The organism is Dethiothermospora halolimnae (genome assembly GCF_037577855.1).
Taxonomy (GTDB): Bacteria; Bacillota; Clostridia; order Tissierellales; family VENL01; genus Dethiothermospora; species Dethiothermospora halolimnae.
Window position 1 is genome coordinate 43737 of the sequence record NZ_JBAKFX010000024.1, and the last position, 11247, is coordinate 54983.

Below are 11247 nucleotides of genomic sequence, written 5' to 3' on the forward strand. Positions count from 1 at the left end.
GACATACAAAATATTTTGTCAAAAGAAAGTTATTTCATAAAAATTAAGATACAGTTAATAAAGTACCTGTAAAAAATTTAGTTTATGAATATTAAAGGAGATGACTATAAGATAGTCATCTCCTTTAGATTAAATAACTTTTAATAAATTATTTTCAATACAGATATCCAACGATAATTCCTTTTTACCATTATTGTCAAATATAATAACCACAGTATTATCATATATTCCATTTATTTTTCCAAAACCAAACTTTTTATGATTAACAGAGTCACCCACTTTAAATCCACCTGATATTACATTATTATCTTCATTTACTATAGTTTCTATTTCAGATATAAATCTAGATTGGGAAACCCTATCACGGTTTTTTTCCTTTACAGTTATTAAATCTAAATTTTCCTTAGCCCTAGTCATTGCAACATAAAAAAGTCTTCGTTCCTCTTCTAAATCACTTATATCACCTATATTGTAATTTTCTATGGAACTCGAAGACGGGAAATCCCCGTCTATTAAATCAATTATAAAAACATTATTAAACTCTAAACCCTTGGCAGAATGGATGGTGGATAAAGAAATAGCATTTTTATTAAAGTTATCTTTTGAATTTAACATTATGCTCTTTAGATTATCAAGTCTATTTAAAAACTCAATAAATGATGTTGTTTCAAGGGCAATGGTTTTCAATGTTGATAATATATTTTTTATATTGTCATAGGAATAATTAAACTTTTCACATTTATCTAATAGATGTTTTTTATATTCTAGGTTGTCTTCAATAAATAAGATACCATGGTAGGGTCTTTTTTTAGATAATTTATGAAAATCCCTCTTTAGATTTGATATATTGTTTCTTTGAAAGGGTTTAAAACCAGGATAATCCATTAATCTATCAAAAACAGATGTATTTCTATCTCTATTTTGAATGTAGTTTAGTGAAGCCTTAGAAAGGTAGCCCTTCATTTTAAAATATATATGTTCAAATGAAGTAGTATCGCTATTATCTAAAGTTAACCTTATAAAAGATTTTATGTCATGAACAATCCAATGATTAAAAAAGCTAAGTTTGGAATCCCTGTTATAAAAAGGGATATTGTTTCTATTAAGAACTTCTGCCAATGTTATTGCCGAGATATTATTTCTAAATAATATGGCGGTATCAGAAAAGTTAGTATCTTTAGCTAGTTTATTTATTATATATTCATATTGTTTAAATTCATCTTTAAGTTTAATTATATTTATAGGTCCTTTGCTGTCGTTATTAGTAAATATGTTTTTATTGTATCTTGTTGTATTACTTTTAATAAAGTCATTACATACAGATACAATATTTTTGGTTGAACGGAAGTTTTCTTCCATAAAAAAAGTTTTAGCATCTTTATATGTGTGTTTAAAATTAAGAAGATCTTTAGGACTTGCTCCCCTAAAGCCATATATAGATTGATCATCATCGGCCACTACAAATAAGTTGTTTTTAGGATTAACTAGGGTTTGTACTATCTTATTTTGTATTTTAGAAGTATCTTGTCCTTCATCCAGCTGTATATATTTATATCTGTTTTGATATTTCTTTAATAGACCAGGGGTGTTTCTTAAGATATCCAATGTCATAGTAAGCATATCATCAAAATCAATAAGGTTATTTTCCCTTTTATAATTTTCATATAGCTTAAATATTTTATCAAAGTTTTTAATATTAAAGTTATCATAGTCTTTAAAATTAGAAATATCTATCATCATATTCTTTACAAAACCTATGGAATTTAACAATTCCTCTAGTTTATCATCATTGATATAGTTATTATTAAATTTGCGGTATATTCCCTTTAAAATATGGGTCTTATTAAATTTACCCTTTATACCTTCTATTAATTTGTAAGTTATGTTATTAAGATATGCATATTCCTTTATAAGCATAAAAGCGAAGCTATGGATAGTGGAAAATTTTACACGTTTATTTATGGTATTACCAAAAATATCGCTAAATCTATTGTTCATATCCCTAGCTGAAGCTTTACTAAAGGTAATAGATAAAATGTTTTTAGGGTTTATGTTATGGTTCATTATTAAATTAGCAGTTCTACATATTAAAACAGTGGTTTTACCAGCACCAGGGACTGCCAATATAACAGCAGGTCCATCTTTATGGGATACTGCTGATTTTTGTTGGGGATTTAAATCTATATTAAAATTATCATTAAGAAGATTAAAAAAATTATTCAAAATTATGTCCTCCTTAAATATCTTTCATTATGTTATTGTAACATACAGTTTAATATCAATAAATAATAATCTATATAGGGTATCAATAGATTCAGCTTGGTCTATTTATATTTATAGACAAAAAACTAAAAAATAACACCTGAAAAATAGATATATTCTAAACTTTGGGAGATATTATTTTGTATAGAGTAATAAAATGTGATATAATTTAATATAATTAATACTAGGTACTAATAACTGATGCTAGGAGGTGGTTAGTTGACTAAGGAACTATTTAAAGCTCAAGATATATATAATAAAAATATCCTATTTACCGGGAAAAACAATAAAAAGATAGAGGCTTATATAAAAAAGTATATAAAGGGATTATCTAAAGATGGAAATTATATTTTTCTATTGGATTCCTTTTGGTCCAAAGAACGGTATCATAGATTTAAAGGTTCTAGATACTTAAAGGAAATAGAGCGGAGATATCATATTAAGTTATCGGTGGATGATTTTATGCAAAAAGAAAACATATTTGATTATATGGATAATAAGGAAATTAACATACTAAAAGTTAAGTCAATAATAGGATATATGAGTGCAGCGGAATTATTTCCTGTTATAATATCTAAAATAAATAATGATATAAAGGGGAATAATGCATATATATTAATAAATGATTTTGTACTTGAAGAGTTAGATGATGATGCCTTTTTAGATCTTTATACATCTATAAATAATCAAAATATAAACTTCTTTGTTTATAATAAAAATAAGTCACTGCCTAAGAATTTAACAATGATAATTGATGATATTATAAAAGCGGAGTAAATGATTAACAAGACTTCTATCTATTCTATTGCATAATTAAAAACTTATTCTTTTTTTTATATCTTCTATAGAACAAAGAAGCATTAAAGCTGTCTTTGTTCCTTTATATTTTTTATATTTATTGATTCCGCCTAATCTCTTAACTATTTTTTTATATTTTCTATAACTTTGATAAACACTAATACATATTAATGGGAAGGGGTGGGTTAATATATATATAACTATAAAATTTAAAAAATCTAATAAAGAGGTAAAGGTGTTTCCGGGACAGACACTACTTTCTATTGCCAGGGAACATGGAGTAAGGATACCTTCACCATGTGGAGGGAATGCATTATGTGGAGGTTGTAGAGTGAAGATATTGGAGGGAAATGATACCTTTGATGTAAGTGCAGAAGAATATAATAAGTTGTCAGATGAACAGATTGAAGCAAATTATAGGTTAGCATGTAGTTTTATACCATATAATGATATAACGGTAAATATATAAAAGCTGGAACATTTTGTGTTCCAGCTTTTATATATTTATAAAAAAATTGAACCTATTATAGTACTTAATACTCTAATAGATAAAGGGAGGGAAAATAGATGAAAACAAGAAAAATAAATTATCCATTATTAATAGGTAGTATTATTCTAGTATTATTTAGTATCCTTATAATATTTAGAGAAGACATTATAAAGTATGATCCCTACGGGATGAGTTTAAAAACTTTAAAAATCGAAAATGGTGAGTTTATTAGTAAGGACCCCGATATGCCGCCAAATTTTAATCATTTATTTGGTACTGATTTAGTAGGAAGAGACATATTTAGTCAGATAATATATGGCGCTAAATATACTCTAGGTATTGGTATAATTGTGGCAATATTTAGACTTATTATTGCTCTACCATTGGCTTTAATATCTGGATTTGGTAATAAAAAGGTTAGTAAAATAATTGATTTTTTTGATAGCTTTTTTAGTACTATACCCACATTAATATTTTGTATTATAATACTAAGTTTTAATAAAATTAGAGATACTGAGTTCAGTCAGTCAGTAACTATGTTTATTATTGTATTAACAGTAGTAGGTTGGGCAAGGCTTAGTAAGCTACTTAGGGAAAGAACAAAAGAAATTTTAAACGAGGGTTTTATAACTGGAGAAGTAGCTACAGGGAAAAGTAGGATGTTGATAGCTACACAAAATGTAGTACCCCATTTAACTGCTAATATTATAATAAATACTTTCTTCGAAGTAGGTAGGGCTTTAATGCTTTTAGCCAGTCTAGGGATATTTAACATATATGTGGGAGGTACAATTTATCCTTATAGATTATTGGGAATAGAAAATCATCCCCTTAAGGCAACCTTTGAGCCAGAGTGGGGTGGAATGTTAGGAGATAGTATACATGCTTTAATGTCAAAGAAAAGTTGGATTGCTTTTTTTCCAGCCTTAGCATTTTTTATTAGTATATTAGGGTTTAACCTTTTCGCTGAAGGATTAAAAATAGAAGTAAATAAAAGAGATTCAAGGTTTATTTCCCATTTAAGAAAAATACCATTTCATTTATCACCTAAAACATTTGTATATGAAATTAAAAATATAAATAAATGTAAAAAGCATGTGGCTATAAAATTCATTTTAATAATAGTAATAGTTATACCAATAATAATACCTCCACCAGAGAGTTTACTTAAAGTAAATGTTAATACCGCTTTTGGCCATATAATGGAATTTGATAAAGATAAATATCAAGGAAGAATGGTTGGGACTAAAGGCAGGGATATGGCATGTAAATATATAGTAGATAATCTGCGGGAATATGGATTGGAGTCATATTTTAAAGAAGGCTATATAAAAACAGTAGATTCAATTGATACAATTGGAGATATCGGTGAAAATCAACTATTAGTATTAGATGATAATGGAGAGAAGATTAAAGATTTTAAGTTTAGAAGGGATTATAGTTATACATTTTTTAATACCTATAAGGCTAGTTATTATACTAAAGAAAATTATGGAAACATATTGACTTTAAGAAATTTAAAGAGGAAAAATTTTGATAGATATAAAAGATACTTTCTATTATTAGATGATAATAAATTTACTGATACATATGAATTATATGATTATATCTATAATCTAGAGGACAAAGTTAACATTAGAGGGATAATAATGCCTAGAAGTCCAATGTTTAATTATTCCTTTAACAAGAAGTTTAATCTATTAGAAGCCTATAAAGAAGAGCCTAAATTTAATGCTCCCATAGTTTTGGAAACAGATAGAGAAATTATAGAAGAGTTAAAAAAACTAGAAGGTAAAAGAATGATTTGTAAAAATGATATAGAAAAAATAAGTGGTTTTAAATATAAAAATATAGCAGCCGTAATAAAGGGAAAAGATAGTAGCAAAGAAAAGCTAATAGTATCTACCAATTATGACTATCTAGGATACGATGGAGATATTAAATATAAAGGATTGCTGTACAATGGAACATCTATATCGGCTACATTAGAAATGGCAAAAGAATTATCACGATTAGAAGAGAAACCAGAACAAGACATAATTTTCTTATTCTTTGATGGATCAACATTTAAAGGAAATACTGGTGCTAGTATGTATTTAAAGGAAGAGGGGCTAGATATATTTAAAAATTCATTTGTTATTAGTATGAATAGTCTTGGCTTAGGGAAGAGTGATTCACTATTTTTTGATACCTCGTTTGCAGGAACGGTGGAAAAACGATATTTTGAGTATTCCAAATATATAGAAAAGAGAGGAGAAGAACTGGATTTAATAGTAAAAAGGCAGCGCCTACTATATGGAGATGAAGATCTGTCAAGTATACATACTTTTGGGGGAAAGGGTATATTCTTTAGTTCTATGGGTTTTAATTCAGATATAGAAAAGTTTAAAGATGAGATGTATGCTACAGAACAAAGTGATTTAAACTTAATCGATAAAAAATTGCTAAAAGAACAAATACAACTTATACTAGATACTATTATATATATAACATATTAAATAAATACAATATTCAGAAAAATGCCGCAATAGCATGGTATAATAAAATAAAATACAAAAACATACAATAGATGGAAATGGGGGAGATGTATGAATGTAAAAAAGATAAATTATCCATTGATAATTGGAGTTATTATTGTACTATTGCTAGGGGTAATAGTGGTGTTTGGAGATCGTATTATTACATATGATCCCTATGGAATGCAATTACAAACATTTACTATGGAAGGAGGAGAACTTAATGTTGCAGATATTGACGTACCACCTAATAGGGACCACTTATTTGGTACAGATATAGTAGGGAGGGATATCTTTAGTCAGATAATATATGGAGCTAGATATACTTTAAGTCTTGGGGTTCTAATAGCATTATTTAGACTTATTATAGCATTACCATTATCTTTAATAGCTGGATTTGGAAATAGGGTAGTTAGTAAAATAATTGACTTTTTTGATAGTTTTTTTAGTACAATTCCAACACTAATATTCTGTATTATCATATTAAATTTTAATCATATAAAGTCTCTTCGATTTGATCAGTCTGTTGTGGCTTTTACAATAGTACTGACCTTTGTAGGCTGGTCAAGACTTGGCAAATTACTTAGGGAAAGGGTTAAAAATATTTTAGATTTAGAATTTATAAGTGGTGAGGTAGCTATAGGGAAAAGTAATTTTTTGATAGCTATTCAAAATGTATTACCCCATTTAACTGTAACAATTATAATTGAAATATTTTTTGAGATAGGAAGGGCCCTTGTACTTCTGGCCAGTCTTGCTGTATTTAAAGTATATGTAGGACATACGATTTACCCATATAGACTATTAGGTTATAGATCGGATACTTTTAAAGCAACCTTTGACCCAGAATGGGGAGGACTCTTAGGGGATAGTGCCTATGCACTAACAGCTAAGAAAAGCTGGATTGCTATTTTCCCAGCCCTTGCTTTTTTTGTTAGTATATTAGGTTTTAATTTTTTGGCTGAAGGATTAAAAATAGAAGTGAATAAGAGAAATTCAAGGGTGATTTCACGATTAAGAAAAATTCCTTTTCACCTATCCCCCAAAACCTTTATTTATCAAATTAAAAACATAAAAAAATATAGAAAACAGGTAATGTTTAAAACTAGTATAGTGTTGGTAATCTTAATACCTTTATTTATTCCTACACCAGAGAGTTTATATAAAATAAATGCTAAGTTAGTTTTTAGCCAAGTGGAAGAGTTTAGTAAAGATAAATATGAAGGAAGAATGTTGGGAACTAAGGGAAGAGATAAAGCCTGTGAATATATAGTAGATAGTCTAAAGGGATATGGATTAAAACCCTATTTTGAAGAAGGTTATATAACTACAATAGAAAGTGGGGACTCAATAGGGGATATAGAAGATAATAAGTTGTCTATATTAAAAGATAATGGCGATATAATAGATAAGCTACAGTTTAAAAAAGATTATAATTATGCTTTCTTTGATGCATATACTAAAAACTATTATAGAAAATTATATTCTGGCAAAATATTAACAGTAGATAAATTGGACAAAGGAGAGTTTGATAAAACATTAGAATACTTTCTTTTACTAGAAGAGAATAGTTTTAACACTATATACCATTTATATAATTATATTAATACATTAAATGAAACAGTTAAACTAAATGGAATAATAATGCCTCAAAATCCTATGTTTAAATATCCCTTTAAAAAGAAGGTAACCTTAATGTCAGTTTTTACTGACAGCATTAAAGTAAATCAAAATGGTCTATTTAACTATAAAGGTGATGTAGAGAATAAACCTATAATCTTAGAGGCAACTAACAATACCTTAGAAAGGTTAAAAAAGTTTGAAGGGCAAAAAATGGTATTTAGAAACAATATAAAAATTATAGATAATGTTAAGTATAAACATATAGCTGCAATGATAAAAGGTAAAGACAGTAGTAAAGAAAAATTAATAGTAACTACAAATTATGACTATTTAGGGTACGATGGAGATATTAAATACAAGGGATTATTATATAATGGAACTTCAATATCAGCTGTATTAGAGATGGCTGATAAATTCTCAAGTGCTAAAGAGAAACCAGAGCGGGACATAATTTTTTTGTTTTTCGATGGATCTAAACATTATAGCAATGTAGGTTCTATGGCTTATTTCTTAAAAGAAGGTTCAGGTCCTTTAAGGGATTCATTCATTGTCAGTATGAACAGTTTAGGGTTGAAAGATAGTGATTATTTATTTTTAGACACTTCTCTGGGAAGAACTATTAAGAAAAAATATTTTGGATATACCCAATACATAGAAAAAAGAGCTGAAGAACTAGGATTAGATTTAAAACGGGAAAAATTATTATATGGTAGTGAGGATATTTTTAATATGCATTCCTTTGGAGGAAAGGGGTTTTTCTTTAGTTCTGTAGCATTAAGTTCATATAACAAATTACACTCCACTCCGCAAAATGATATGAAAATAATAGATAAAGGACTATTAAAAGATCAAATACAACTTATATTAGATTCTATAGTATATATAGCTTATTAAAGATGGTGATAAAAAAGTTAAAAAAAATGAACTTTTTTTAATTCTTTTTACTCTTATAGATAAAGGGGGAGAGAGAAATGAAAATAAGAAGAATTAATTATCCATTATTAATTGGTGGAAGTATTATGGTATTGTTAATGATTTTAATGATATTTGGAGACAATTTGATTACATATGATCCATATGGAATGCAGTTAAACACATTAGAAATGAAAAACGGTGAATATGTTAATGAAAATCCTGATATGCCACCTAATAAGGAACATCTATTTGGAACCGATATAGTGGGAAGGGACATATTTAGTCAAATTATATATGGAGCCAAATATACTTTGAGTTTAGGCATTTTAGTGGCATTATTTAGACTTATAACCGCATTGCCCCTGGCATTAATATCGGGATTTGGAAACAAAATAATTGGTAAAATAATTGACCTTTTTGATAATATCTTTAGCACTATACCTACTTTAATTTTCTGTATCATAATACTAAGTTTTGGCCAAATAAATTCTCTTGAATTCAACCAATCTATAATTGCTTTTATAGTTGTATTGACCTTTGTAGGGTGGGCAAGATTGGGGAAACTCCTTAGGGAAAGAACTAAGGAAATACTGAATACAGATTTTATAAGTGGTGAAATTGCCATAGGAAAAAATAAATTTTTAATAGCCACACAAAATGTGTTGCCCCACTTAACAGCCACTATTATAATAGAGACTTTCTTTGAAATCGGTAGAGCATTAATGCTTGTGGCAAGCATGGGAGTCTTTGGTGTATATGTTGGTGATGTTTTTTATCCATATGAGTTGCTGGGAAAAGAAGGAAGCATCCTTGAAGCTAGCTTTGATCCAGAATGGGGAGGCTTATTAGGAAGTAGTACATATGCTTTAATGGCTAAAAAAAGTTGGATAGCCTTTTTTCCAGCTTTGGCATTCTTTATTAGTATATTAGGATTTAACCTTTTTGCTGAGGGACTAAAAAAAGAGTTAAATAAAAGAAATTCAAGGTTTATTTCCAACTTAAGAAAGATACCTTTTCACTTATCTCCTAAAACATTTATATATCAGTGTAAAAACATGGGGAGATACAAAGGACAAGTTATATTAAAGGTTATTATTATAATAGTAATTGTTGTACCATTATTAATACCTCCACCAAGTAGTTTATATCAAGTGGATACACAAAAAGCTTTTAGCCATGTGCAGGAGTTTGATAAAGACAAATATGAGGGAAGAATGCTTGGGACAGCTGGAAGGGATAAGGCAAGTGAATATATCATAAATAATCTTAAGAAATATGGTCTTAAATCCTATTTTAAAGAGGGATATATAAAGGAAATGGAGTCTAATAATAAGATTGGTGATATTGAAGAAGTAAACTTATCCATAATAGACACTAATGGGGATATAATAAAAAAATTAAAATTTAAAGAAGATTATAAATACACGTCTTTTCATACCTATAGTCCCAGTTATTATGATGAAAAATATTCTGGTGAAATATTAACTGTAAAAAGCTTAGAGGAAGGAAAGTTCATCAATAACAATAAGTATTTTTTATTATTGGATAACAATAAATTTTTTGGTATATATGATCTGTATGATTATGTTGAGAAGATAGAGAAAAAAGTAAAATTAGCTGGTTTAATAATGCCTGAGCATTCTAACTATTCATATAAAAAGAAGGTCAATCTATTGCAGGTTTATGAGAGTAATAAGGAAGAAGAAGAACAACAACTTTATTATAGAGGAAAGGGGACTAAAAAACCGATAATTTTAGAAGTTAATAAAGAAGTCCTAAAAGAGTTAAAGGGATTAGAGGGAAAAAATATGGTCTCTAAAAATGATATAAAGATTTTAGACGGATTTAAATACAAAAATGTAGCAGGGGTAATTAAAGGAAAAGACAGTAGTAAAGAGAAACTGGTTATAGCAACAAATTATGATTACCTAGGATATGATGATGAAATTAAATATAAGGGATTATTATATAATGGGACATCAATATCAGCTACATTAGAGATAGCTAAAACTTTAGCCAATGCCAAGGAAAAACCGGAACAAGATATAGTCTTTGTATTTTTTGATGGTTCAAAATTTAGAAAAGATACAGGTGTAGATATGTACTTAAAAGAAAATGGCTTAGGGTTTTTTGAAAACTCATTTGTAATAAGTATGAACAGTCTAGGATTAAAAGATACCAATACATTATTTTTAGATACTTCTGTAGCTAGTACTAACAAGAGAAAATATTTCGAATATATAAAATATATAGAAAAAAGAGCTGGAGAATTGGGAATAACTCTAAAAAGACAACACTTATTAGATGGATATGAAGACATTTCGAGAATCCATACCTTTGGAGGGAAAGGCATGTTCTTTAGTTCCCAGAACCTTAAATCCTATATAGAAAAGTTACAAGATGGATTATATGGTATGGAACAAAAGGATATTAATGTTATAAGTAAAGAGATGCTTAAGAATCAAATACAACTTATACTGGATACAATTGTATATATATGTTACTAAATTTACTATTGGTAATGTAAAAAGTTCTATGAAAAACTAATGTTATGGATAATACTGGGATAAACCAGTGGAATTATACTAAGTCCACCGTAGCCGCCCTTGACAAACAGTAATCAAATGATATTTAAAATATAAC

At 28.0% G+C, this 11247-nt stretch carries 6 protein-coding genes; 5 read left to right on the forward strand and 1 reads right to left on the reverse strand.

Translation table 11 applies throughout. The features are described from left to right. Window positions 1-129: 129 nt before the first annotated feature. Entirely contained in the window at window positions 130-2223 is a 2094-nt protein-coding gene (locus V6137_RS11020) for an ATP-dependent helicase (protein WP_425447987.1), read from the reverse strand. A gap of 258 nt (window positions 2224-2481) precedes the next feature. Here V6137_RS11020 and V6137_RS11025 point away from each other — a divergent pair, with 258 nt between their 5' ends. The 5 genes from V6137_RS11025 (at window position 2482) to V6137_RS11045 (ending at window position 11111) form a co-directional block, all read left to right on the forward strand. Continuing rightward, window positions 2482-3039: a hypothetical protein gene (locus V6137_RS11025; RefSeq protein ID WP_425447988.1), complete on the forward strand. Its 558-nt coding sequence runs from the start codon at window positions 2482-2484 to the stop codon at window positions 3037-3039. A gap of 223 nt (window positions 3040-3262) precedes the next feature. After that, window positions 3263-3529 carry a 2Fe-2S iron-sulfur cluster-binding protein gene (locus V6137_RS11030; protein WP_425447992.1) on the forward strand — a complete coding sequence of 89 codons (267 nt, stop codon included), beginning with the start codon at window positions 3263-3265 and terminating at the stop codon, window positions 3527-3529. A gap of 98 nt (window positions 3530-3627) precedes the next feature. Next, window positions 3628-6048 carry a M28 family peptidase gene (locus V6137_RS11035; RefSeq protein ID WP_425447989.1) on the forward strand — a complete coding sequence of 807 codons (2421 nt, stop codon included), beginning with the start codon at window positions 3628-3630 and terminating at the stop codon, window positions 6046-6048. Window positions 6049-6138: 90 nt separating this feature from the next. Continuing rightward, a complete protein-coding gene (locus V6137_RS11040; protein ID WP_425447990.1) occupies window positions 6139-8583 on the forward strand; it encodes a M28 family peptidase in 2445 nt (814 codons plus the stop codon). Window positions 8584-8660: 77 nt separating this feature from the next. Continuing rightward, a complete protein-coding gene (locus V6137_RS11045; protein WP_425447991.1) occupies window positions 8661-11111 on the forward strand; it encodes a M28 family peptidase in 2451 nt (816 codons plus the stop codon). Window positions 11112-11247 lie beyond the last annotated feature (136 nt).